General features: G+C 67.2%; 17 protein-coding genes. 8 read left to right on the top strand and 9 right to left on the bottom strand.

Annotated elements, in window-relative coordinates; translation table 11 throughout:
* Positions 1 to 173 precede the first annotated feature (173 nt).
* The 3 genes from LOY42_RS11415 (at position 174) to LOY42_RS11405 (ending at position 3126) form a co-directional block, all read left to right on the top strand.
* Entirely contained in the window at positions 174 to 1244 is a 1071-nt protein-coding gene (locus LOY42_RS11415) for an enoyl-CoA hydratase/isomerase family protein (protein WP_258600673.1), read from the top strand.
* Positions 1245 to 1260: 16 nt separating this feature from the next.
* Positions 1261 to 2412: an acyl-CoA dehydrogenase family protein gene (locus LOY42_RS11410; RefSeq protein ID WP_038706259.1), complete on the top strand. Its 1152-nt coding sequence runs from the start codon at positions 1261 to 1263 to the stop codon at positions 2410 to 2412.
* Positions 2413 to 2568: 156 nt separating this feature from the next.
* Complete coding sequence (locus tag LOY42_RS11405) at positions 2569 to 3126, top strand: TetR/AcrR family transcriptional regulator (RefSeq protein ID WP_110703995.1); 558 nt, start codon at positions 2569 to 2571, stop codon at positions 3124 to 3126.
* 12 nt (positions 3127 to 3138) lie between these two features.
* On the opposite strand, the gene LOY42_RS11400 is transcribed toward LOY42_RS11405, so the two are convergent.
* From LOY42_RS11400 to peaA, 5 genes are all read right to left on the bottom strand, one after another.
* Entirely contained in the window at positions 3139 to 4821 is a 1683-nt protein-coding gene (locus tag LOY42_RS11400) for an AMP-binding protein (protein WP_258600671.1), read from the bottom strand.
* 138 nt (positions 4822 to 4959) lie between these two features.
* Positions 4960 to 6081 (bottom strand): quinohemoprotein amine dehydrogenase subunit beta, encoded by a 1122-nt coding sequence (gene peaD, locus LOY42_RS11395; RefSeq protein ID WP_139670668.1) that lies wholly within the window; start codon positions 6079 to 6081, stop codon positions 4960 to 4962.
* 19 nt (positions 6082 to 6100) lie between these two features.
* The gene (qhpC, locus tag LOY42_RS11390) at positions 6101 to 6424 is read right to left on the bottom strand and encodes a quinohemoprotein amine dehydrogenase subunit gamma (RefSeq protein WP_094012540.1); all 324 of its coding nucleotides are present in this window, start codon (positions 6422 to 6424) and stop codon (positions 6101 to 6103) included.
* A gap of 1 nt (position 6425) precedes the next feature.
* Positions 6426 to 7856, bottom strand: a complete 1431-nt coding sequence (peaB, locus tag LOY42_RS11385) for a quinohemoprotein amine dehydrogenase maturation protein (protein ID WP_139670670.1) — start codon at positions 7854 to 7856, stop codon at positions 6426 to 6428.
* A 36-nt stretch (positions 7857 to 7892) separates the two neighbouring features.
* Positions 7893 to 9458, bottom strand: a complete 1566-nt coding sequence (gene peaA / locus LOY42_RS11380; RefSeq protein WP_139670672.1) for a quinohemoprotein amine dehydrogenase subunit alpha — start codon at positions 9456 to 9458, stop codon at positions 7893 to 7895.
* 470 nt (positions 9459 to 9928) lie between these two features.
* Here peaA and LOY42_RS11375 point away from each other — a divergent pair, with 470 nt between their 5' ends.
* Positions 9929 to 11422, top strand: a complete 1494-nt coding sequence (locus tag LOY42_RS11375; RefSeq protein WP_258600661.1) for an aldehyde dehydrogenase — start codon at positions 9929 to 9931, stop codon at positions 11420 to 11422.
* Between the two features lie 94 nt (positions 11423 to 11516).
* Positions 11517 to 12830: an alginate export family protein gene (locus tag LOY42_RS11370; RefSeq protein WP_258600659.1), complete on the top strand. Its 1314-nt coding sequence runs from the start codon at positions 11517 to 11519 to the stop codon at positions 12828 to 12830.
* 73 nt (positions 12831 to 12903) lie between these two features.
* Here the strand turns inward: LOY42_RS11370 and LOY42_RS11365 are convergent, their stop codons facing one another.
* From LOY42_RS11365 to LOY42_RS11350, 4 genes are read right to left on the bottom strand one after another with little or no spacing between them, the layout of a single operon-like run.
* Positions 12904 to 14193, bottom strand: coding sequence for an NAD(P)/FAD-dependent oxidoreductase (locus LOY42_RS11365; protein ID WP_139670678.1), 1290 nt, complete (start codon positions 14191 to 14193; stop codon positions 12904 to 12906).
* On the bottom strand, positions 14186 to 14863 hold the full coding sequence (locus LOY42_RS11360) for a S8 family serine peptidase (protein ID WP_102684857.1): 678 nt from the start codon (positions 14861 to 14863) through the stop codon (positions 14186 to 14188). Before LOY42_RS11360 ends, LOY42_RS11365 begins: the two co-directional genes overlap by 8 nt.
* Positions 14853 to 16580, bottom strand: coding sequence for an ABC transporter ATP-binding protein (locus tag LOY42_RS11355; RefSeq protein ID WP_258600656.1), 1728 nt, complete (start codon positions 16578 to 16580; stop codon positions 14853 to 14855). Before LOY42_RS11355 ends, LOY42_RS11360 begins: the two co-directional genes overlap by 11 nt.
* Before the next feature lie 3 nt (positions 16581 to 16583).
* Positions 16584 to 18494: a sigma-54-dependent Fis family transcriptional regulator gene (locus LOY42_RS11350; protein ID WP_258600650.1), complete on the bottom strand. Its 1911-nt coding sequence runs from the start codon at positions 18492 to 18494 to the stop codon at positions 16584 to 16586.
* A gap of 290 nt (positions 18495 to 18784) precedes the next feature.
* Between LOY42_RS11350 and LOY42_RS11345 the strand changes: the two genes are divergently transcribed.
* Genes LOY42_RS11345 through LOY42_RS11335 form a run of 3 tightly spaced genes read left to right on the top strand, consistent with a single transcriptional unit; the run spans position 18785 to position 22879 of the window.
* Positions 18785 to 20131, top strand: a complete 1347-nt coding sequence (locus tag LOY42_RS11345; protein WP_139670687.1) for a hypothetical protein — start codon at positions 18785 to 18787, stop codon at positions 20129 to 20131.
* A 26-nt stretch (positions 20132 to 20157) separates the two neighbouring features.
* Positions 20158 to 22392 (top strand): Ig-like domain-containing protein, encoded by a 2235-nt coding sequence (locus LOY42_RS11340; RefSeq protein WP_258600649.1) that lies wholly within the window; start codon positions 20158 to 20160, stop codon positions 22390 to 22392.
* Between the two features lie 16 nt (positions 22393 to 22408).
* Positions 22409 to 22879 (top strand): curlin, encoded by a 471-nt coding sequence (locus LOY42_RS11335; protein WP_139670691.1) that lies wholly within the window; start codon positions 22409 to 22411, stop codon positions 22877 to 22879.
* Positions 22880 to 22885: the final 6 nt, after the last annotated feature.

Genomic DNA, 22885 nt, shown 5'->3' with positions numbered 1-22885 from the left:
GGTAGTTGCTACAGTGGATGCCTCGGCCAAGAGCGCGCGTGACGACAAAAATGCAGGGCAGCCCTGCAGATTTGCCAATTGTGCAAGGTAAATTTGCATGACAGGATCGACCGATCCGCTCGCGCACTCCAGGACTTCACTTGGAAAATCAATAACAAAGCAGGGAGACCGCGATGACCGCGCACGCTCAACCCTCGGCAACGGATCAGGTACTGGCCGAGGTCCGCAACCACATTGGCCACCTCACCCTCAACCGCCCAGCCGGCCTCAACGCCCTGACCCTGGACATGGTGCGCAGCCTGCAGCACCACCTCGACCAATGGGCGCAGGACCCGCAGGTGCAGGCCGTGATGCTGCGTGGCGAGGGGCCCAAGGGTTTCTGCGCCGGCGGCGACATCCGCTCGCTGCACGACAGCTTCAAGGCCGGCGAAAAGCTGCACGAGGATTTCTTCGTCGAGGAATATGCCCTGGACCTGTGCCTGCACCGCTACCGCAAGCCGGTGCTGGTATTGATGGATGGCTTCACCCTCGGCGGCGGCATGGGCCTGGCCCAGGGCTGCGACCTGCGCATCGTCACCGAGCGCAGCCGCCTAGGGATGCCCGAGGTGGGTATCGGCTACTTCCCGGACGTCGGCGGCAGCTACTTCCTGTCCCGCGTGCCCGGCGAGCTGGGCATCTACCTGGGCGTCAGCGGTACCCAGGTCAAGGCCGCCGACGCCCTGTACTGCGGCCTCGCCGACTGGTATCTGGACAGCACCAGGCTGGCCGCGCTGGATGAAGGCCTGGACCGCCTGGTGTTCGGCGAGCACCCGCTCAAGGACCTGCAGGGCCTGCTGGCCAAGCTCGGCACCCAGGTGCTCGAGGACGCCCCGCTGGCGCGCCTGCGCCCGGTGATCGACCACTTCTTCGCCCTGCCCGACCTGCCCAGCATCATCGAACAGCTGCGCGCCGTGACCATCGGCGACAGCCACCCGTGGGCGCTGGAGACTGCCGCCCTGCTGGAAACCCGCTCGCCGCTGGCCATGGCCGTGACCCTGGAGCTGCTGCGCCGTGGCCGCCACCTGAGCCTGGAAGACTGTTTCGCCATGGAACTGCACATCGACCGCCAGTGGTTCGAGTACGGCGACATCATCGAGGGCGTGCGCGCCCTGATCATCGACAAGGACAAGCAGCCGCGCTGGAACCCGCCGACCCTGGGCGAACTCACCGCGCAGCGCGTCGACCAATTCTTCGAAGGCCTGTGAGCCCGGGAGTACACAGATGCAAGACCTGGAACTGAGCGAAGAACAGATCATGATCCGCGACATGGCGCGCGACTTCGCCCGCGGCGAGATCGCCCCCCATGCCCAGGCCTGGGAGAAGGCCGCCTGGATCGATGACGACGTGGTACGCAAGATGGGCGAGCTGGGCCTGCTCGGCATGGTGGTGCCGGAAGACTTCGGCGGCAGCTACACCGACTACGTCGCCTATGCCCTGGCGGTCGAGGAGATCGCCGCCGGCGACGGCGCCATCGGGGCGCTGATGAGCATCCACAACTCGGTGGGCTGTGGCCCGTTGCTGGCCTACGGCACGCCTGAACAACAGCAGGCCTGGCTGCCGCCACTTGCCAGCGGCGAGGTGATCGGCTGCTTCTGCCTGACCGAGCCCCAGGCCGGCTCCGAGGCCCACAACCTGCGCACCCGCGCCGAACTGGTCGATGGCCAGTGGGTGATCAATGGCGCCAAGCAGTTCGTCAGCAATGCCCGCCGCGCCAAGCTGGCCATCGTCTTCGCCGTGACCGACCCGGAGCTGGGCAAGAAAGGCCTCTCGGCGTTCCTGGTGCCCACCGACAACCCTGGGTTCAAGGTCGACCGCAGCGAACACAAGATGGGCATCCGCGCCTCCGACACCTGCGCGGTGACCCTGGACAACTGCCGCATCCCGGCCGCCAACCTGCTCGGCGAGCGCGGCAAGGGCCTGGCCATTGCCCTGTCCAACCTCGAAGGCGGGCGCATCGGTATCGCCGCCCAGGCCCTGGGCATCGCCCGCGCGGCCTTCGAGGCGGCACTGACCTACTCCCGCGAGCGCATCCAGTTCGGCAAGCCGATCAACGAGCACCAGAGCATCGCCAACCTGCTGGCCGACATGCAGGTGCAGATCAACGCCAGCCGCCTGCTGATCCTGCACGCCGCGCGTCTGCGCAGCGCGGGCAAGCCTTGCCTGTCGGAGGCCTCCCAGGCCAAGCTGTTTGCCTCCGAGATGGCCGAGCGGGTCTGCTCGATGGCGATCCAGGTGCATGGCGGCTACGGCTACCTGGAAGACTATCCGGTGGAGAAGTACTATCGGGATGCTCGGATCACCCAGATCTACGAGGGCTCCAGCGAGATCCAGCGGATGCTGATCGCCCGTGAGCTGAAGCATTATCCGATCTGACGTTCCCATCGCGGGTCAAGGCTGCTCCCACGGTGGAGCAGCCTTGACCCGCGATGAATTGTTCAAACCATGAGATTTATTCGTCTCATATGATACAATATTGGATCTTTCGTCTCTTTTCGCCTGCCCGACAGCCGAACCCCGACTGAGGTCCTTATGCGCAGATCCCTCCAAGAAGAACGCCTGCTCAAGGCGCTGGCCCATGCCATTGTCGTTCATCCCCGCGCCACCCTGAAAGAGCTGGCGGAAACCGCCGGGGTCAGCAAGGCCACCCTGCACCGCTTCTGCGGTACCCGCGAGAATCTGGTGAACCTGCTCGAGGACCACGGCGAGCACGTGCTCAACCAGGTCATCCAGGAAGCCGATCTGGAGCGCACCGAACCCTTGGTCGGCATTCGCCACCTGATCGCCGAGCACCTCAAGCACCGCGAAATGCTGGTGTTCCTGATGTTCCAGTACCGCCCCGACACCTTGCTCAACAACGCCGAGGATCTGCGCTGGCAGGCCTACACCCAGGCCATGGACGCGTTCTTCCTGCGCGCCCAGCAACTGGGCGTGCTGCGCATCGACATCAGCGCGGCGGTGTTCACCGAAATGTTCATGACCATGATCTACGGCATGGTCGATGCCGAACGCCGTGGCCGCGCGGCCAGCGCCAACACCGCGCAGACCGTGGAACAGTTGTTTCTCAACGGCGCGCGGGCCCAGGCCTGAAGCTGAGGGCGGCTACCGCCCTTGCCCGCCCGCCAGCGCCTCGATGCTGATCTCGCGCATCCTGAACTTCTGCACCTTGCCGGTCACCGTCATCGGGAATTCATCGACGAAGCGGAAATGGCGCGGCACCTTGAAATGCGCGATGCGCGCCCGCGCCCATTCACGCAGTTCTTCCTCGCCCAGGGTCTGCCCCTGATGCAGGCGAATCCAGGCGACGATCTCCTCGCCATAGCGGCTGCAGGGGATGCCGATCACCTGCACGTCGGCCACCGCCGGGTGGGTGAAGAAGAACTCCTCCAGCTCCCGCGGATAGATGTTCTCGCCACCGCGGATGATCATGTCCTTGCTGCGCCCGACGATGCGCACGTATCCCTGTTCATCCATCACCGCCAGGTCGCCGGTGTGCATCCAGCCCTCGGCGTCGATGCTCTCGGCGGTGGCCTTGGGGTTGTCCCAGTAGCCGAGCATCACGCTGTAGCCGCGGGTGCACAGCTCGCCGATCTCGCCGCGTGCCAGGGTAGTGCCTGCGCTATCGATCACCTTGCTCTGCAGCCACGGCTGGGTGCGGCCGACGCTGGTCACCCGGCGCTCCAGGTCGTCGGCGGCGCCGGTCTGCAACGACACCGGGCTGGTCTCGGTCATGCCGTAGGCGATCTGCACCTCGCCCATGTGCATCTCGTCGATTACCCGGCGCATCACCTCGATCGGGCAGGTGGCGCCAGCCATGATCCCGGTGCGCAGGCTGGACAGGTCGAACTCATGGCGACGCGGGTGATCGAGCTCGGCGATGAACATGGTCGGCACGCCGTACAGGGCGGTGGCGCGTTCTTCGGCCACGGCCTGCAGGGTGAGCAGCGGATCGAAGGCGTCATTGGGGTAGATCAGGGTGCTGCCGTGGGTCATGCAGCCGAGGTTGGCCATGACCATGCCAAAGCAGTGGTACAGCGGCACCGGCACCACCAGCCGGTCGTGCTCGGTCAATCCGAGGCTTTCGCCGACCATGTAGCCGTTGTTGAGGATGTTGTGGTGGCTGAGGGTCGCGCCCTTGGGAAACCCGGTAGTGCCGGAGGTGTACTGGATGTTGATCGGCGCGTGCCGGTGCAGGCTGGCCTGGCGCGCGGCCAGTTGCCCGGGGGCGGTTTCACCGGCACGGGCCTGCAACGCCGACCAGGCCAGGAAGCCACCAGGTGGCGTGGCCGCCAGGCTGATGACCCCGCGCAACGCGGGCAGGCGCGCGCTTTGTAGCTCGCCCGCTCGGCAGGCGCCGAGCTCGGGCACCAGGTCCAGCAGCATCGCGTGGTAGTCGGAGGTCTTGAAGGCGTCGGCGCAGATCACCCACTGGCAGGCCGACTGGCCCAGGGCGTATTCCAGTTCGCTGGTGCGGTAGGCCGGGTTGATGTTGACCAGGATCGCGCCGATCTTGGCGCTGGCGAACTGGGTGATGCACCATTCGGCGCAGTTGGGTGCCCAGATCCCTAAGCGGTCGCCGACCTGCACGCCCAGGGCCATCAGAGCGCGGGCCTGCTGGTTGACCGCATCGGCCAGTTGCCGCCAGGTGTAGCGCAACTGCTGATGGCGGACGATCAGGGCCTCGCGGTCGGGGAAGCGGGCGACGGTGGCGTCGAAGGCGTCGCCGATGCACAAGTTGAGCAAGGGAATGGCGTTGCTGCCTACGGTGTGGCTGGGCTGGGTCATGGGGTGTCTCTTGTTGTTCTTGTAGGGATTGATCCGGCCCTATCGCCGGCAAGCCGGCTCCCACAGAGATCGCTGCAGGCCCGAGGGCAGCACCTTACCTGTGGGAGCCGGCTTGCCGGCGATAGGGCCAACACCGCTCTACCGAATGAACACCTGCGGCGTGGTGGTCGACATGTCGCCACCGGGCAGTTTGATGTTTCCCACCTTCTCCAGCGTATTGGGGTCGAACACCGCCAGGTCGTTGAACGTCCCGCCCAGGTAGAGCTTGTCGCCGGCCTTGTCGAAGGTCACGCAGTAGTAGGTATGGTCCAGGTTGGCGGCCTTGACCAGCTTCTTCTGCGCGATGTCGTAGCGGGCCAGGCGATTGAGCACGCCGTACATCTGGTTCGGGTCCTTCGGCGAGCGCAGGCCGGTGAAGTACAGCTCGGTCAGCTCGGCGAACTCCTGGGTATGGGCCTTGCCGGTCTTCAGGTCGATGCTCAGGTAGCCGTAAAGCGGCTCGGCGCTGGCCGGGTCCTGCTTGGCGTCCTTGAACCTGGCGATGGTGTAGAGCATCGAGAACTCGTGCAAAGAACTCTGGTGCGGCCAGAAGTACAGCACGTCCGGCGCGCTGTAGCCCGGGCGGTTCCAGCTGCGCAGTGGCAGTGCGACGGTGTATTTGCCGGTGTTGACGTCCAGCTTGTAGATGTCCGGCCCGGCCACATAGAGACTGCCGTCGTCGGCGGCGCGCATCAGGTACACCTGGCGCGGCATCGGGAAGGTGCGCACAGGCTTGGCATCCAGGCCGTCGCCGGTGCGGAACACTTCCAGGCGCGGCGGCTTGACCACATAGTGGTCGTTCAGGCGTTGGCTGGGGTTGACCGTGGCGTACACCTCCTTGCCGTCGGGGCTGATGGCGAAGGAGTACATGGCCTTGCCGACCTCGCCCGGCACGCTGGACAGGTTGGCGTGGAAGGTGGTCTTGCAGCTGTCCAGGTCGATGCCATAGATATCGGCGAAGTGATTGTTGAGCACGTAGGCGGTGCGGTTGTCCGGCGCCATCATCGCCGTGCCGGGGCCGAACGAGTCGGGCATGCGGCAGGTCTTGTACAGCGTGTCGCTGGCCACCTCGACCACGTGCAGGTTGTTCGGGTAGTTGGTGGCGATCAGGTATTCATGGCCGGCCTTCAGGGCCTTGCCTGCGTCGTCGGCCTGGGCCGCCCAGGCGCAGGCCGTGGCGGCGACGGTGAGCGCGAGTTGCGCGCAGAGTCCAGGTTTCATGCGGTTTCCCCTTGTCGTTCTATTTGTCTTTCGGGAATACGGTGCCGAGGTTGCGCCAGTCTTCGGCGGAGTTGGTTGCCTGGGCGTTCCAGTCCTGGTAGGTGCTCATCATGTCCGGCACCTGGGCTGGCCACCAGCAAGGGTCGGAGCAGCCGTACAGGTCGGCCTCCATCGGCTGGCACAGCGAGCTGACGCCACCGAAGGCGTCCACTTCCCAGCCCGGGTCGGTGGTGGCGGTGCAGCCGGCCACGGCGCTCATCGCCAGCACGTCCTCGACGCGGTCTTCGGCGGCCGCCTGCTCGAGAATGCGCGCCTTGTTGTTCAGCGGTTTGAGGTGCTTCATGTCAGTGCGCCTTCCGGGGAGTGATGTAGCGATCGATGAAGGCCGGGTTAACGGCCATGATGCGGCTGTAGACCTCGATGCCGAAGTCGACCCAGTCACGCATCAGCTCGCAATAGTGGTAGGTCGGATGCTGCGGGTCGCCGTAGCGGGCGTAGCTTTCGTGGTAGCAACCGCCGGAACACAGGTTGCGGATGCGGCAGCTGTCGCAGCCGGTGCCGCTGCGGTCCAGGCGCTGCGAGAGAAAATCGTTGAGCTGCGCCTGCTTCACGCCCTGGTGCACATTGCCGAAGGTCGGCAGGCTGGAGCCGGTGAAGCGGTGGCACAGGTTCAGCTCGCCCTCGTGGTCCACCGCCAGCATCTTCAGCCCGGCACCGCATGGCAGGGCCTTCTTGTGGCCTTCGTGAATGTCGGTGATCAGCTGGTGCAGGTTGGAGAAGCCGATGTTGCGGTGCGCCAGCGCCGCCTCCAGGTAACGCCGGCCGAGGGCCTTCATGTTGGCGAACACCTGCACCAGCTCGTCGCCGGTGAGGTTGAAGTCGGCCATGTCACCGGAGGTCACCGGGGCGAACCCCACCTCGGCGAAGCCCATCTCGTTGAACAGGTGGTTCCAGATAGTCTCGATATCGGTGATGCCACGGGTCAGCGTCACCCGCGCCCCCACCGGCCGGCTGCGGTAGCGCGACAGCAGCATGTCGGCCTTGCGCCGCACCACGTCGTAGGTGCCCTGCCCGCCCACGGTGATGCGGTTGCGGTCGTGCACGGTCTTGGGCCCATCGATGCTGATCGACAGGCCGAAGCGGTGGGCATCGAGCCAGTCGACGATCTCTTCGGTGAGCAGCGTGGCATTGGTGGTCATGATGAACTCGACCTGCTTGCCCGCCTCGGAGAAGCGTCGCTCGCAGTACGCCACCATGTGCTCGATCAACGCCCGGTTGGACAGCGGCTCGCCGCCGAAGAACACCACGCTGTAGCGCTCCTCGTTCGGCGACTCCTTGAGCAGCATCTCCACCGAGGCTTCGGCGGTGGCGCTGTTCATCTTCTTGCCCGCGGAGGGCTTGTCGAGGTCCTCCTTGTAGCAGTAGGTGCAGCTGAGGTTGCAGCCGGTGTTGACGTTGAGCACCACGGTGTTCAGCGCGGTGCGCTCGACCTGTTTCAGGGCGATTTCAGGGGTCAGCGGCGAGCCGTCGCTGACCACTTCCAGGGCGATCAGCTCGCGCAGGGTTTCCTCGATGTCCTGCCCGTCGAACTGCTGGCCGAGCTGCTGCAGCAGCTCCTCGGCGGAACAGCCCTGGCGGCGCAGGGTGTCGATGATGCCGCCGGTCACCGCGTCGGTGGCGAACAGCGAACTGCTGGGGATATGGAACAGCATGCGGTCGGCATCGACCTGCACTTCGTGCAGGTTGCGTTCGACCAGGTTCAGTAGTGCGCCCATGGCGACCTCCCGATAAGCAATTGGTCAGGTTGATGCCTATGGCAGCGGCGGATTGTTCCAGCGCTGCACGGTGACGATCATGTGGCCCTCACCCTGCTGGCCACCGTCGGCGAGGGTGGCGATCACCTTCAGGTTGCCGGCGTTGTTGGTCATCATCTTGCGCTCGGGGTTGGGCCCTGCCCCGCCCGGCACGAACACGCCGTCGGCCTGCATCTGCCCGGCGAACCTGACGTCCTCGTCCTCGACCGCCCGTTCGTTGAACGGCTCGACTTTCCAGGTGGCTGGCAGGTAGCCGATGCGCAGCGGCTGGCCACTGGCGTCCTTGCCCCAGGCTTCAGCCTCGAAGCGACCTTGCACCTTGGGCACCGAGGCGCCGTTCTCGCCGATGCGGGCAATGGAGAACGCCGGCACCACCTTGACCTCATCGACCTTGTCGTACACCGCCAGTTGCACGCCCTTGAGCGCGCCCACCGCCACCTCGCGGGGGCCGGCGGCGGCATCCTTGGCGGCGCGGGCCTTGACCCGGATCAGCGTCGGCGTCGACTCCAGCACTTCGATCACTTCGACGCCCGCGCCCAGCTCGGGCTTGCCGGACAGGTCGCTGCCCACCAGGGTGATCTCGCTGTCGCTGCCAGCCTTGATGAACGCCGGCTGCACCGCCAGCAGGCGCCCCTGCCCGGCCTTCGCCGCACTGAAGTCCAGGCCGCGCTCGTCGTGCTCGGCCTCGAACATGCGGCCCTTCATCTGCCCGCCGATGGCGGCGAACACCTGGCGGAGGTTGGCCTCGCCCACCTTGACGTTGCCGCGCCATTCATAGCCGTTGTAGAGGATCGCCGAACCGCTGCCGTTGAACGGCGTGCCGTCGGCGTAGGCGCCCTTGACCTCGACCTTGAAGGTATCGCCCTGCTCGGCGCTGACCGTCATCACCCCACGCACGTCACCCTTGGCCAGCATATGGCCGCTGAACGCCCACTGTCCGGACAGGACCTTGGACTCGGGCCGGGCCTTGAGCCACTCGGCCCAGGCCGGGTTGTCGAGGGGGAAGCGCTTGGCCAGGTCGGGCACCATCTGCTTGAGGGCGATGTCCAGCCAGTCGCGGTCGCGGGCCTGGGCCTGGTATTCGAGGGACGGCCATTGGCCGAGGTGGAAGTTGACCAGGTGCTCCCACTCCTTGGCCGGGCGCCGTTGCAGGGCGACACGGGCGCCGGAGTGGCAGCGGCCGCACATCTGGCTGAGCTGGTCATCGAAGTGTTCGACGGTATTGAGCCGGCGTTCCATGGCGTAGCGCACACCGTCGGTCTCGCTGGGCGCCAGGCCCTGCTTGTCGGCCAGGTACTTGACCAGGGTGCGGCGGTCGTCGTCGCTGATCTGCAAGCCATGCATCACCTGCATGCGGGCGATGCTCATCAGCCAGCCCTCGGGGGTCTTGCGCTGGTGGCTGATGCGGCTGTAGCTGTCGTTGCCTTCGGGGATATGGCACCCCATGCACTTGTTCTGCAACAGGCTCGGGCCCTGCTCGGCCGCCATGGCCTGGGCGGACAGCAGTGCGGTGGCGACCAGCGCCAGTGTGCCCGCCTGCCGCCGGAGTCGAGTTGTCTTCAAGGTCAGACCTCCACGGTATCGTTCTTATCGTTATTCGCACGCTGCGGTGTGCATCTGACAGTAGCGATACAGGAAGTGTGCCAGTTGCGGCAAATATGTTTTGCATCAACGATTTGAGCGCAGAGCCGGGGCAAACCCCAGCAGCGCAGGCTGTGACCGAACGTGCCATTTCGCGACGGGGTGTTTCACCTTGAGACACAGGGCCTGCTGCGCAGGCCAGCTCCCACAGGGATCTAGCCACCTTCGAGTCCAACGCCGTACCTGTGGGAGCCGGCTTGCCGGCGATTGGCCCGCACAGCGGTCCGTTTCATCTCCGTCTCACTCAGTCTCAATGTGCAACAGCTCAAGCCTCCCTGACTGCATGCCATGTAACGCGAAAACCACATGTATCAAGGGCTGTGAACGCGTTGCCCGGCTTGGCACGCCCATTGCCCTGCCCTGGTCACAACCATGACAAGAGGCACCGCCCCATGCATTCCGACCTGCCGATCCTGCCCGCCACCCGTGCCTTCCTCGCACACCCGCTGAAGATGCGCATTGGCGCCGACTGGCAGGACGCCGCCAGCGGCCGCACCATGACCTTGCGCAACCCGGCCAGTGGCGAGGTCCTCGCCGAGGTGCCCGCGGCCGAGGCACAGGATGTGGACCGCGCCGTGCAGGCCGCCCGCCAGGCGTTCGAACACTCGGCCTGGAGCCGGATGCGTCCGCGTGAGCGGCAGAACCTGCTGTGGCGCCTGGCCGACCTGATGCAGCGCGATGCCCAGGAGCTGGCCGAGCTGGAATGCCTGAACAACGGCAAGAGTGCCGCCGTGGCCCAAGTGATGGACGTGCAACTGGCCATCGACTTCCTGCGCTACATGGCCGGTTGGGCGACCAAGCTCGAAGGCAGCACGGTCGAGCCGTCGCTGCCGCTGATGCCCAATGACGACTTCCACGCGTTCGTGCGCCGCGAGGCGGTGGGCGTGGTCGGCGCCATCGTCGCCTGGAATTTCCCGCTGCTGCTGGCCTGCTGGAAGCTCGGCCCGGCACTGGCCACCGGCTGCACGGTGGTGCTCAAGCCTGCCGATGAAACCCCGCTGACCGCGCTCAAGCTCGCCGAACTGGTAAGCGAGGCCGGCTACCCGGACGGCGTGTTCAACGTGATCACCGGCACCGGGCTGAACGCCGGTGCCGCGCTGAGCCGCCACCCGGGCGTAAACAAGCTGACCTTCACCGGCTCCACCGAAGTCGGCAAGCTGATCGGCAAGGCGGCCATGGACAACATGACCCGCGTCACCCTCGAACTGGGCGGCAAGTCGCCGACCATCGTCCTGCCCGACGCCAACCTGCAGGCGGCCGCCGCCGGAGCCGCCACGGCGATCTTCTTCAACCAGGGCCAGGTGTGCTGCGCCGGCTCCCGGCTGTATGTGCACCGCAAGCACTTCGACAACGTGGTGGCCGATATCGCCGGCATCGCCAATGCCATGAAACTGGGCAACGGCCTGGACCCTAGCGTACAGATGGGCCCGCTGATCTCGGCCCGGCAGCAGGAGCGGGTCACCGGCTACATCGACCTGGGTCGCGAGTTGGGCGCGACCATCGCCTGCGGCGGCGAAGGCTTCGGCCCGGGCTACTTCGTCAAGCCGACGGTGATCGTCGATGTCGACCAGCGCCACCGCCTGGTGCAGGAGGAAATCTTCGGCCCGGTGCTGGTGGCCATGCCATTCGACGACCTCGACGAGGTGGTGGGCCTGGCCAATGACAACCCCTACGGGCTGGGCGCGAGCATCTGGTCCAACGACCTGGCCGCGGTGCACCGGATGATCCCGCGGATCAAGTCCGGGTCGGTGTGGGTGAACTGTCACAGCGCGCTGGACCCGGCGCTGCCGTTCGGCGGCTACAAGCTCTCCGGCGTCGGCCGCGAGATGGGCGCGGCGGCAATCGAGCACTACACCGAGCTGAAGTCGGTGCTGATCAAGTTCTGATTTCACCGGTGCTGACCTTATCGCCGGAAAGCCGGCGATAAGGTCCGGTCAGTCAATGAAAAAGCCAGAAAACAACAAAAACATGGAGCACACCATGACGCACAAGCTCGCCTGCACGTTGGCCCTGCTGCTGGCCTCTCCCTTCACCCAGGCCCACGAACTCTACAACCACGCCGGCACCACACTGGACGCCAACCTCGAAGCGCTGTTCGGCGTATTCCACAGCGACGAAAGCTTCGACCAGTTCGGCAACCGCCAGGCCGGCAGCAGCAACTGGCGCGAGGGCTACGTCAAGTACGGCCTGAGCGCCAGCCAGGCGCTGGCCAGCAACGGCACGCTTTACGGCGCCTTCAGCCTGCTCAGTTCGGCCACCTGGGGCGATGGCGACGCCGCGGGTTTCACCCTCGGTGACGAACGTCGCACCGGCGTCGAGGACGCTTACCTTGGATGGCGCTCGGGCACCCTGTTTCCGGCGCTTGGCGAAGACGGCATCGATCTCTCCGGCGGGCGCCAGGTCATCACCCTCGGCGACGGTTTCCTGATCCAGGGCGACCCGGTCAATGCCGGCAACGTCGACCTGGGCGCCGATTTCGACCGTGGCGGCGCCTACTACCTGGCGGCGCGCAAGGCGTTCGACCGCACCGCCGTGTTACGTCTGGGCGGCAAGCAGGGCTGGCGTGGCGACCTGATGTGGCTCAAGTCCGACAACCCGTTCCAGGCCGACACCTCCATGGCGGTGGCCAACCTCGAGCATGTCGCCGACGCGGGCACCGTGGGCCTGAGCTGGATCCGTGGCCTGGATGTCGACCGCCGCTACGCCGAGATCCTTGGCCTGGAACACCGCGACGGCATGGACACGGTGAGCCTGCGCGGGCGTGGCAACCTGGGAGTGAAAGACCTCGAACTGGCCGCCGAGTATGTCACCCAGGACCGCACCGACGGGCGCGAGAACGCCTGGTACCTGGAGGGCAACTGGACCTTCTCCGGGCTGCCCTGGTCGCCCACCGCCACCTACCGCTACAGCCGCTTCTCGGAGCACTTCGACCCGCTGTTCTATGGCCTGAGCCGGGGCTATGGCACCTGGTTCCAGGGCGAGGTGGCGGCCAACTACGCCGGGCCATTCAACAGCAATACCCAGGTGCACCATGTGGCGCTCAAGGCCACGCCACGGGAGGGGCTGACCGTGGGCGCGCTGTACTTCGACTTCGACCCGCTCAGCACCGACCAGGGCAACCTGGGTGGGCGCGAGGTGTACCTGTATGTGGAGTGGATGGTCAACGAGCATTGGCTGATCAGCCCGCTGGTGGGGTTCTACACCCCGCAGCGCAGCGCGCAGGATGGCGGCGTGCAGTTGGGTGGCCGGGATAGCGGGGCCTACCTGCAACTGGTGGTGGGGACATTCTTCTAAGCCAGCGGCCCTATCGCGGGGTTTGCTGGCTGATGCAGCACCGGTGGGAGCGGGCTTGCCCCGCGATGAGTCCTCAGCAAAAACCCTGTTCGCGCAACCAACGCGCAATCATCGGCTGGTGCGTCTGTGTCACCAGGCGCTCCAGGCCGATGCCGGCCTGCACCCCGCGTACCACCGGCGCCAGCTCGATACCTTGCAGGTGCCACACCCCCAGCGGCTGATCAGCCGTCACCACTACTTCGGCCTCCTCCACCCAACCCTCGCGCAGCACCGGGCGGCGCTCCACCCGCACCGCCTGCCAGTTTGCCGCCGCGTGCAGCGGCTGCGCATCTGGCCAGCACCGGCGCCGGGCCCAGAACGGCTGTTCGCCACGCTGCGCTTCCTGGGCGTAGAAGTCGCGCCCGATCCGGGCGAAACGCAGGAACAGCTGTTCGATCCGCGTTTGATGGAAGCGCTGCGCCACGGCTGCCTGCCCGGGCCGTTGCAGCAGGGTATTGATCACCACGGGCGCCTGCAGCGCCGAGGACAAGGACTGGAAGATGCCATTGCCCGACAACGGATCAACCGCCATCGCCGCATCGCCAACCCGTAGCCAATCACGGCCCGCGCAGTTGCCGACAAGAATCGCTGTGCTGCTGCGTGCATGCACCTGGGCAGGGGCGAAGGCCTGCTCGCCGAACAGTTGCGCCACCAGCGCCGAGCCACGGCGGCGCCCGGCACAGTATTCGGGCAACGCCGTCTTGCCCGGCAGCCGCGCCGCCGTCACGTCCAGCGTCACCTGCCAGTAGCAGCGGCCATCGGCCAGCCGCGCCATCCAGGCCCAGCCGTCGTCCAGGCTCTCTACTGCCGAGGCCGGAGTGCCGGGCTCGGCCTGCCAGAGGTTGAGCAGGCTGACCGTCTCCGGCCCGCGCAGGCGACCTTCGCTCAACGGGGCCTGACGACCACGGGCCTCGACCAGGAAAACACCGTGCAAGGTACGCCCGTCGTCCAACTGGACACGATACCCCTGCCCCTGCTCCACTTCGCGCACACGCCCTTCGACGAGCTCGACACCGGCACGATTCAAGTCATCACGCAGTGCCTGGTCGAAGCGCTGGCGATCCAGCAGCCACTCCTGGTTCGGTTGCAGCCGCTCACCGTTCCAGTGCACCTGCCGCGTGGCCGGCGTGGTCGCCTCGGCCAGGGCAGCGCCCAGGCCCGCATGGCGCAAGCCCTCCAGCACACGTTGCGAAACACCTTCCACCGCGGCGAAACGGCGCCAGTCGGACACCACGGTGACGGGGTAGCCCATCCGCCGCAGCCCCAGGGCAGTAGTCGCCCCCGCAGGTCCGGCACCGAGTACCAGGATGCTCGGTTCAGGCATCGGTCGACTCCTTGCGCTCAGGGCCGACGAACGCCGCGTGCCGCTCCAGCCAGTGCAACAGTGCCTGCCGCGTCATGCCGGGCTCCTCGCCCAGCAGGGCCGCCACCCGCCCAGTGAACGCGGCACAGGCCAGACTGGCCCCGGCCAACCCAGCGGCGCCAACCGCCGCGCCGAAGTCGGCCTGGGGAGTGCCCAGCCACGACCATTGCCCAGCGGCGCAGCGAGCATCGCCAGTTACGCGAATGACCCCGGGATAACTGGCCGGATACACCGGCTCGCCCCGCGCCGGACTGGAGGCGCACAGCAGCACGCCAGCGGCCACGGCCTCGGCGCAGGCCAGGCGCAGCACCGGGCGATCCTGGCGCAGGCCCAGGCTCAGGTTGACCACAGTCGCGCCCGCCTCCACCAGCCACAACAGGCCAGCGGCCACCTGCAAGGCGCTGGTGCTGCCCTGCCCGGCGAACACCTGGGCCAGCAGCACCGGTTGGCCGCCGGACTCGGCCCGCAGCCGCGCCAGCACCGCGCTGCCGTGGCCCAGGGCATCCGGCAGCGGCTCGCCCTCGCACAGCACGCCATCCTCAAGCCAGAAGCGCCGCGCGCCGAGCACGCTATCCGCCTGCTGCGCCGAGCAGCCACTGTCGATCACGCCAATGCACAGGTCAGCGGCCATGGTCGGCGGGCTCCTTGCTGCGCAATTGCCCGTCACGCAGTTCCAGGTGCAGGTCGGCATCGGCGAGGGTCGAGGCACGATGGCTGATCAGGATCCGCGTACGCCCGGCGAACAGCTGGTCGATGGCGGCAATCACTTCACGCTCGGTGGCTTCGTCCACCGCCGAGGTGGCCTCGTCCAGCACCAGGATCGCCGGTTGCTGGAGCAGCGCCCGGGCGATGGCGATACGTTGTTTCTGGCCACCGGACAACTGCTGGCCGCGTTCGCCCAGCAGACCATCGAGCCCCAGCGGCAGGCTCTGCACCAGGCTGTCCAGGCGGGTCAGCCGCACCACCTGCTCGATCTCCTCACGGCTGGCCTGGGGCGTGCTGTAGGCCAGGTTCTGCGCCAGGGTACCGCGAAACAGCACGATGTCCTGGCTGACCACGGCGATGCGCCGCCGCAGGGCCTGCAGGTCGAGCTCGCGCAGGTCGACGCCGTCGAGCAGGACGCGCCCGTCATCCGGGTCGTAGAAGCGCTGCAGCAGGTCGATCAGGGTCGACTTGCCGACGCCGGAAGCGCCGCTGATGGCGATCTTGGCGCCGCCGGGCAGACAGGCCTGCACCTGGTCCAGCACCCCACCCTGGCGCCCGTCGTGGGCGAAAGATACCCCGTCCAGTCGCAGCTCCCCGGCCCCTTGTGGCATGGGCCGGGGATCGTCCGCCTCGCGCACCGCGAGCGCCTCCCGCTTGAGCTCCATCACCCGCCCCAGGCTCACGGCCATCCGCTGCACCGCCACGTACAGGCCCAGCAGGCTCTGCACCGGACCGACGGCCATGCCCATGTAGGTGGAAAAGGCGATCAGCGCACCCAGTTGCCAGGTGCCCTGGATCACCCACCAGCCGCCGACCAGGAATGCGCAGGCCCGGCACCAGGAAGTCAGCGTGCCGGGCACCGCCTGGGTAAAGAACTCGGTGACCTGCACCCTGAGCAGCTGCCCCATGTAGCCCTGCCCCAACTGATCGAGGCGCTCGGCCTCACGCCGCTGCTGGCCGGCGGCCTGGATGAACTTCATCGCCGGCAGTGTCTCGACCAGGAACGACGACACGTCCGCCGAGCGTTCGCGCAGGCTGCGCACTTCGCGCTCGACCTTGCGTCGCATCCAGCGCAGCCACAGCACTTCGAGCGGGATCAGCAACACCAGCAGCAGCGACAGCTGCCAGGACAGCATCAGCATCAAGGCCACCGCACCGACCAGGCCGATCAGCGCCGATACCGCCGAGAACAACGAGTCCACGGCAAAGCGCTGGATCTCGGCGACATCGCCATCGAGCCGCGACAGGATGTCACCGGTGCGCCGGCGCCCGTAGAAGGTCGGCGAAAGTTGTTGCAGGTGTCGGTACAAGTCGTCGCGCAGGGCGAACAGGATGCGCCCGGACAGGCGCGTGTGCAGGTAGCGGTTGACCCCGGCCAGCAGCGTGCCGAGCAGGCCGGCGACGATCATGATCGCCGCCATGTGCCAGAGGGTCTGGTAATCCTTGGCCAGCAGGCCTTCGTCGATCAAGGTCTTGACCAGCCAGGGTTGCGCCAGGGCCAGCAGCGAGGCGCCCAGGGACAGCCCCAGGAGCACGCCGATGGCGCCACGCTGCGGGCGCACGAAGCCGTAGAGCCAGGCCAGGGCCTGGCGCATCAACTGCGGGTCGCTGGATTCGATCAATCGGGAAAACAGTCCGCCCATGGCTCAACCACGCAACTGCTTGAGCTTGCGATACAGCGTCGCCCGGCTGATACCCAGGGCCTCGGCCGCGGCCGAGACATTGCCCTGGTGCCGGGCCAGGGCAGCGCGGATCAGTTCCAGTTCGTTGTCGCGCAGGCTGCCGGACGGCGCCGCGCCGCTGGCCAGTTCATCGAGCAGGCAGTCGGTGAGGTGGTCGAGGGTCAGCACCTGCTCGCCCTCCTCGCGCATTGCCAGGGCGGTGCGCACCACCATTTCCAGCTGGCGGATGTTGCCCGGCCAGTCGAAGTTCTCCAGCAGCGCCGCCAGCGCTGGGTCGAGGCTCACACTGCCGGCTCCGGACTTGTCCAGCAAACCTTGGATGATCGTTGCCAGGTCGTCGCGCTCGCGCAGTGCCGGCAGACGCAGGGACACGCCGTTGACCCGGTAGTAGAGGTCTTCGCGGAAGTGCTGGTCGGCAACCCGGCGCTTGAGGTCGCGATGGGTGGCGCAGATCAGCGCCACGTCGATGTCCTGCTCGTCGCCGGCGCCAAGGGGCGCCACGCGGCGCTCCTGCAGCACACGCAGCAGGCGCGCCTGCAGGGCCAGCGGCATGTCACCGATCTCGTCGAGGAACAGCGTGCCGCCATGGGCCTGCATCAGCCGCCCGACCATGCCGCCCCGGCGCGAGCCGGTGAAGGCGCCGTCGCGGTAGCCGAACAGCTCGGACTCGATCAGCCCCTCGGGAATCGCCGCGCAGTTGACCGCCACGAATGGCTTGTCGGCACGCGGACCGGCCTGGTGCAGGGCACGGGCAACCACCTCCTTGCCAGTGCCGGTTTCACCCAGCAGCAGGACCGGCAACCCGTTTGCCAAGCCCTGGCGGGCCATGCGCAAGGCACGCGCCAGACGGGCATCGCCACCGGCCAGCGCTTCCAGTGCCTGGGTCTTCGGCGGTGCTGGTTTGGCGATCGCGGACGGGCCACTGACGCGACCATGCCGCGGCAGTTGCAGCGCCCGGAAAAAGAACTCGCCCGCTGCCGTCTGCACGCTGCTGACGCCGCCCTGCCACAGGCGCGCGATAAACGCCGGCGAACGCTCGCCGAGCAGGCCACCGCAGCGTCGCCCGAGCAGCGCCTGGCGTGGCATCTGCAACAACTGGCAGGCATTGTCGTTGGCCGCCATCACCTCGCCTTCCAGGCTCAGCGCCAGCAGGCCCTGCCAGGCGCTGGCCAGGTATTGCGGGCGGCTATGGAAGGCCAGAACCAGATGCTCGGGATGGTAGAGCCCGAACAGCCGGCTCTCGATATTGCCGGCGGCGAGCAGCAACGTGGAAAGGCTGTCCTGGGGCTGGGCCATGACGCCTTCACGGGTCACGTCGAGCACGCCTATCACGTCGCCACGCGGATCACGCAGCGGCACCGAGGTGCAGGAGAACGGGCTGAGCCGATCCAGGTAATGCTCGCCGCAGTTGATCAGGGTCGGCTGGCCCTCGACCACCGCCGTGCCGATGGCATTGGTGCCGCGCAGGGCCTCGCTCCAGCAACTGCCAGGGTGCAGGTCGCGCAGGCCCTCGCGCTCGAGCACATGCTTCTGGCCGTCAATCGTCAGCACGTTGGCCTGGGAATCACCGAGGATGACGATGCCGCTCTTGCCCTGGCGTTTGATCAGGTAGTCCAGCTCAGGGGTGGCCGCGTCGATCAGCAGGCGGTTGTGTTCCAGCAGCGTGTCCAGGTCCAGGCCGTGGCGAATACCCAGGCCGACCTGCTCGCCCTGCAGACAGTCCAGGCCATGGCCGAGGCTGCGCCGCCAGGAGGCGTCGATCTCATCGCGCAGCATGCCACAGGGCAGTTCGCCTTCGCTGGCAAGCTTCAGACGGACCAGACGGGATTGCTGCAGGGGGTCGTTGGCGGTTGTTGTTGGAAGTTGTCGCGCCATTGCGTGCTCCTGGTGTGCCCCGCTGAGGCGGGGCAACGGGCATCGGATTTTTCGGCAGTGTGCGTCAGAATTGGTTGGCAGTCATCAGCTACGACAGAGACCGAGCCTCACCCCATTCCCCAATGCTGGGGCCACCCGCCCACCATGGATACCTCGCCAGACCGTTGTCGGGACGCTGAAACCCTCGTCGCAAAGGCCCTGGACGCCCCTCTGCAAAACCTGGCACAACAGTTGCCGATCCCTCCCCAGACGCCCCAACCCATGGGCCCGTTTGCAGGAGGAAGCAACTCATGCACCGACCGACACCCCACCCGCTGGCCGTGGCGATCTTCGCCGGCCTGCTCCAGCTTCCGGCCCAGGCTGCGCTGTATGCGGTCGATACCGGCCCGTATACCCTGCCCACCGGTAAGTTCCCCGCCTGGTACCAGGACAGCCATGGCCGGGTGCTCGACCTGTGCCTGACCAAGGCGGTGAGCTCCAGGGTCGCCGGTGCTCCCGGCGCGCCCTCGTACATGTGTACGCTGCTGCCCACACCCGGCGTGTTCGACGACACCCAGCCGATCGTCTTCCCCAGCAACTTCCCCGACGAAGCGTTCTGGTTCACCGCCGACGCCGCCATCGTCGATGCCGCCCGCGGCATCGATCTGACCTATGTATCGGCGATCGAGGCCGCCTTCAGCGCCGAGGAGCCGGTGGATGGCGACCAGGTCAGCTTCGCCCGGGTACGCATCCGCGTCGATGTGCCGGTGGCCGGTACCTACACCATCACTCACCCTTACGGTGTCGATGTGTTCGAGGTGGCGGCCGGCGGGCGCCGGGCGATCAACATGACCCGCGACATCGGCATCGGCTCGCCAGGCGACTACAGCGGCGCGCTCAGGGGCGACATCGGGCCGTTCCTGCGCAGCGTCAACGGCCCCTATACCGAAACCAACCCAGGCACCGGTGCCAGCGAACGCTTCATCGGCGACCCGAACCTGGAGGAGCCGGTCACCGGCAGCCCGTTCAACACCAACTTCGTGCGCATCGAAGGGCCCAACGGTATCGACCTGCGTACCGAGCTGTTCGCCATCTCCGGCAAGCTGTCCACGGTCAACCGCCCAACGCCGCTGATCCCGCTGCGCAGCACCTATTCGCGGCACACCGTGAATGGCGACCTGCGCGCCCAGCAGGATGTATTCGTCATGGCCCCGCCGGCGCCCGCCACGGTCACCCTGACCAGCCAGACCCCCACCCTGGCCCTCGGCGAGGCCAATGGCACCGGTGCCTGGTACGCCCAATCGCCGCTCAATCCGACCCTGCCGCTGACCTTGCAGGTGACCGCCGACAACAGCCTGGCCATCGCCACCAGCACCCCGACCAGCGCACCGATGCCGCTGACCGACCTGGTGACCATCAGCCGCGCCGAATACAGCCTGGGCAGTGGCCAGCTGACCCTGGTGGCCAGCAGCAGCGACGAGACCAGCCCGCCGGCCCTCACCGCCCGCACCGGCAACGGTGCGTTGATCGGCAGCCTGAGCGGCAACGGCGCGGTCAAGACCCTGACCACCGGGCTCTCGCCGATCCCGCCAGCGACGGTGCAGGTCACCAGCGCCCATGGCGGCAGCGACAGCGAAGACGTGGTGCTGGTGCCATGAACAGGACACGCCTTCAAGGAGGCAGCATGAATACTTGGTCGCGTCGCGCACTCTGCGCCGCCGGTTTCACCCTCACCCTCAGCAGCGCGGCCTGGGCCGCGCTGTCGGAGGTCGATCCCGGCCCCTACACCTTCGCCACCGGGGGTTACCCCATGTGGTACAAGGACGCCAACAACCTCGCCCTGGAGCTGTGCCAGTCGCGCGCCACCAGCACCCGGTCACCGGGCGGCCCTGGCGCTCCGGCCTACATGTGCACCCTGCTGCCCGAGCCCGGGGTCTATGACGATGCCCTGCCGCTGGTGTTCCCGGACAACTGGCCACCGGAGATGTTCTGGTTCCTGGCCGAGACCGAGATCCCCCAGGTAGGCAACAGTGGCTACGAGCTGGAGGTCTACGTTGCCGGCCTTGAGGCAGCCTTCGCCGCCGAGAATCCGGTCAATGGCGACCAGCAGAGCTTCGCCCGCATCCGCATCCGCGCCTCGGTGCCGAGCACCGGCACCTACACCATCACCCACCCCTATGGGGTCGAAACGGTCAACGTGACCACGGCGGGCCGCCGGGCGATCAACATCACCCGCGACATCGGCATCGGTGCTCCCGGCAACTTCAGCGGTGCCCTGAACGGCAACCTCGGCCCGTTCCTGCGCGGTGTCGGCGGCCCCTACACCGAGGTCAACCCGGACACCGGCGCCACCGAGACCTTCGTCGGCGACCCGAACATTACCGAGGCAGTGACCGGCAGCCCGAACAACACCAACTTCGTGCGCATCCAGGGCCCGGCGGGCACCATCCAGACCAACGTCTTCACCGTCTCCGGCAAAGTCCTCGACCAGCGCCAGCAGACCCCGGCGACGCTGGAACGCGCCACCTACCAGCGCAACGCCGCGGGCACCCGCGTCGAAGTCTTCGCCAAGGCGCCGAACAGCGCCAGCCTTTGCCTGCGCAACGGCCTGGCGCTGGTCGGCTCGCCGCCTTCGCCCTGCCAGTTCAGCATGCTCGCCGACAACAACGGGTTGTTCTTCAACCAGCAACTGAGCCAGGCAGTGCCACCGTCGGTGGTGGTGGTCACCGCCAGCAGCCCGGCCGGCACCACGCGCCCGACATCGCTGTCGAGCAAGCTCAGCGATGTGGTCAAGGTGGGTACGGCACGCTATGACTGGAGTGCCAAGCGGTTGCTTATCGAGGCCCGGTCCAGCGACGAAGTCGTGGTGCCGGATTTGCTGGTCCAGGGCTTCGGACGGATGTCCAAGTCCGGTGTCCAGCAAAGCCTCACGGTCAACGACCTGGCCCAGCCGCCTGCCAGCATCACGGTCAAGTCGGCACATGGCGGTGTCGACGTGGAACCGGTGGTGGTGGTCGGCAGCGCCCCGGTGCAGGCCGAGAACCAAGCCCCCGTGGCCCAGGCCGACAGCGGTAGCACCAGTGTCGGCATACCGATCACCCTCACCCTGCTGGCCAACGACAGCGACCCGGACGGCAACGTGCCGCTGAGCATCACCGACCTCACCCAGCCGGGCACCGGCCTGGGCGGCGTGGTGATGAACGGCACCACGGCAGTGACCTACACCCCACCGGCCGGGGCCACCTCGCCGCTGGTGGCGACCTTCAGCTACCGCGCGCAAGACGCCAAGGGCCTGAAGTCGCCGGTCACCACCGTGACCGTCAACGTCGCGCCGAACCGTCCACCAACCGCAGTGGCCGATAGCGCCGCCACCCTCGGCGTGCCACTGACCATCAACGCCCTGGCCAACGACACCGACCCGGAAGGCAACCTGCCACTGACCATCGCCAGCGTCACCCAGCCGACCCCGGCCGGGCGCGGCACGGTGAGCACCGACGGCAACGTGATCACCTACACGCCACCGGCCACGGTCACCGCGGCGTTCACCACCAGCTTCACCTACGTCGCCCGTGACGCGATCGGCGCCACCTCGACGCCCGGCACGGTCACGGTACAAGTATCGCCACGACCGGCCCAGGAGACCTTCGCGGTCACCGCGGCGACAGTCACGGCGCGCTCCAACAACCGCTTCAACTGGGACATCAGCGGAACGTCCTCGGTGACCACCGGTAACACCATCACGGTGCGGGTGACCACCACCAGCGGCGTGCAGACCCTGGGCACCACCACCGTGCCGGTCACCGGCCGCTGGCGCCTGTCGGTGAGCAACAGCACGACGCTGGTGCCCACCGCCGCGCCGACCGCCACGGTGACCAGCAGCCAGGGCAGCACGCGCACGGTCAACGTGGTGGTGCAGTAACCCCCGGGAGGATGCCATGAACGCCCTGTACCCGCTGCTGCTGTGCCTGGCCCTTACCGGCCAGGCTCTAGCCGACGACCTGATGGACAACGCCGACCTCGCCGCCGGCAGCGACCTGGGCGAGCCACTGGTGCTGCGCCTGCTGCCAACCGGCGCCGGCCAGGTCGCGGTGATCGAGCAACTGGGCACGGGCAACCGTGCCGCCCTCGACCAGAACGGCCAGGCCCTGCTCGGCCGGATCGTCCAGGCCGGGGGCGCGCAGGAGGCTTACATCCTGCAGGAAGGCAGCGACCTGACGGCCGCGATCAGCCAGCAGGGCCAGGGTAACGACGCGACGATCCGCCAGAGTGGCAGCGGCAACAGCGCCGCCATCGAGCAGATCGGCAACCACAACAGCGCCACCATCGACCAGCGCGGCACGGGGCTCAACAGCGCCGTGACCCAGGCCGGCAACGGCCAGCAGGTCCACATCACCCAGTACCGCTAGGCCCTC

It is taken from the genome of Pseudomonas sp. B21-023, assembly GCF_024749165.1.
GTDB lineage: Bacteria > Pseudomonadota > Gammaproteobacteria > Pseudomonadales > Pseudomonadaceae > Aquipseudomonas.
The sequence above is the reverse complement of the archived record's forward strand: the minus strand, read 5'-3'. Positions and strand labels throughout refer to the sequence as shown.

Excerpts from the sequence above, each read along its gene's own strand:
- LOY42_RS11415 (WP_258600673.1), top strand. The coding sequence starts at position 174 with ATGACCGCGCACGCTCAACCCTCGGCAACGGATCAGGTACTGGCCGAG.
- LOY42_RS11410 (WP_038706259.1), top strand. The coding sequence starts at position 1,261 with ATGCAAGACCTGGAACTGAGCGAAGAACAGATCATGATCCGCGACATG.
- LOY42_RS11405 (WP_110703995.1), top strand. The coding sequence starts at position 2,569 with ATGCGCAGATCCCTCCAAGAAGAACGCCTGCTCAAGGCGCTGGCCCAT.
- LOY42_RS11400 (WP_258600671.1), bottom strand. The coding sequence starts at position 4,821 with ATGACCCAGCCCAGCCACACCGTAGGCAGCAACGCCATTCCCTTGCTC.
- peaD (WP_139670668.1), bottom strand. The coding sequence starts at position 6,081 with ATGAAACCTGGACTCTGCGCGCAACTCGCGCTCACCGTCGCCGCCACG.
- qhpC (WP_094012540.1), bottom strand. The coding sequence starts at position 6,424 with ATGAAGCACCTCAAACCGCTGAACAACAAGGCGCGCATTCTCGAGCAG.
- peaB (WP_139670670.1), bottom strand. The coding sequence starts at position 7,856 with ATGGGCGCACTACTGAACCTGGTCGAACGCAACCTGCACGAAGTGCAG.
- LOY42_RS11375 (WP_258600661.1), top strand. The coding sequence starts at position 9,929 with ATGCATTCCGACCTGCCGATCCTGCCCGCCACCCGTGCCTTCCTCGCA.
- LOY42_RS11370 (WP_258600659.1), top strand. The coding sequence starts at position 11,517 with ATGACGCACAAGCTCGCCTGCACGTTGGCCCTGCTGCTGGCCTCTCCC.
- LOY42_RS11365 (WP_139670678.1), bottom strand. The coding sequence starts at position 14,193 with ATGCCTGAACCGAGCATCCTGGTACTCGGTGCCGGACCTGCGGGGGCG.
- LOY42_RS11360 (WP_102684857.1), bottom strand. The coding sequence starts at position 14,863 with ATGGCCGCTGACCTGTGCATTGGCGTGATCGACAGTGGCTGCTCGGCG.
- LOY42_RS11355 (WP_258600656.1), bottom strand. The coding sequence starts at position 16,580 with ATGGGCGGACTGTTTTCCCGATTGATCGAATCCAGCGACCCGCAGTTG.
- LOY42_RS11350 (WP_258600650.1), bottom strand. The coding sequence starts at position 18,494 with ATGGCGCGACAACTTCCAACAACAACCGCCAACGACCCCCTGCAGCAA.
- LOY42_RS11345 (WP_139670687.1), top strand. The coding sequence starts at position 18,785 with ATGCACCGACCGACACCCCACCCGCTGGCCGTGGCGATCTTCGCCGGC.
- LOY42_RS11340 (WP_258600649.1), top strand. The coding sequence starts at position 20,158 with ATGAATACTTGGTCGCGTCGCGCACTCTGCGCCGCCGGTTTCACCCTC.
- LOY42_RS11335 (WP_139670691.1), top strand. The coding sequence starts at position 22,409 with ATGAACGCCCTGTACCCGCTGCTGCTGTGCCTGGCCCTTACCGGCCAG.